This window comes from Sandarakinorhabdus sp., from assembly GCF_040398645.1.
GTDB lineage: Bacteria > Pseudomonadota > Alphaproteobacteria > Sphingomonadales > Sphingomonadaceae > Sandarakinorhabdus.
Window position 1 is genome coordinate 1 of record NZ_JBBATR010000125.1, and the last position, 1,065, is coordinate 1,065.

The window sequence follows — 1,065 nt, forward strand, 5'->3', positions numbered from 1 at the left end:
TTATTCAGCAGCTTCCGCAAATCCCGCCGGCGCCGACAGGCGCGGCCAATCGGTGAGCAGGCGCTGCACCAGCGCGGTCATTGCGGCTCGCACGCGCGCGGCGCCGGCGTGCAGCACCAGCCGGTGCGGATCGAGATAGAGCGCCCGGTCAATTTCGATCTGCACGGCGTGGATGCCGCTGGCTGGCTGGCCGTGGCGGCGGGTGGTGTGGCCGCCGGCATAGGGGCTGTTGCGCGCCACGCGCCAGCCGTAGCGCCGGAAATGATCTTCGATGGCGGCCATGATATCGGGCCGGGCGCTGCGGCCATGGCAATCGCCCAGCACGATTTGCGGCGGCCGCGGCCCGGCCGGGGAGGGCATTGAATGGCAATCGATCAGCAATGCCGTGCCATGCTGATGGCGGGCGGCGGCCAATATGCCGCTCAGGCGGTCGTGCCAAGGCTTGTGCACGGCCGCCAGCCGCTCCGCCGCAGCCGCTGCCGGCAGCAGGCGGGCGTTGATCTCCAGGCCATGACCGGCCAGGCGCGGAATCACGCCCAGGCCGGCCTGAACCCGCTCTGAAACCGTCACTGGCACCGCCAGCGGGCCATCGAACATCGCCGGGTCCAGTTCTTCGGCGGCGCGGTTCAGATCGAGCCAGCAGCGGGCGTAGCCGGCGCTGATCACCGGCACGCCGGCAATGCCATCGAGCAGCGCATCGACAAAGGCATCCTCGGCCCGGCGCAATTGCATCAGCGCCAGCCGTGACCCGGCCAGCAGCGACGGCGGATAATGGCGCCCGCTGTGCGGGGACGCGAGCAGCAGCGGCCAGCGGCCATCGGCATCGCCAGTCAGCCGCCATGGCGGCACGATGGAAGCATTTTGAACCATAGGCCTTGCTAGGCCAGCCGCTACGCCGCGCAAAGGCGGCAATTGACGCGGCGGGTGCATTTGCAGCCGCCGGCGGGGCTTGCCAAGCCACCCGCTTGCCACTAACAGGCGCGGTTCGTGGACGCGTAGCTCAGTGGTAGAGCACTGTGTTGACATCGCAGGGGTCGCAGGTTCAATCCCTGCCGCGTCCACCAT

The 1,065-nt window shown here is 69.1% G+C and carries 1 protein-coding gene and 1 tRNA gene; one reads left to right on the top strand and one right to left on the bottom strand.

Going from position 1 to position 1,065, the window contains the following annotated elements:
- Entirely contained in the window at window positions 1-870 is an 870-nt protein-coding gene (locus tag ABWP50_RS13535) for an N-formylglutamate amidohydrolase (protein WP_353218510.1), read from the bottom strand.
- Window positions 871-989: 119 nt separating this feature from the next.
- On the opposite strand from ABWP50_RS13535, the gene ABWP50_RS13540 reads away from it, so the two are divergent.
- Window positions 990-1,064 (top strand) — tRNA-Val (locus ABWP50_RS13540).
- Window position 1,065: the final 1 nt, after the last annotated feature.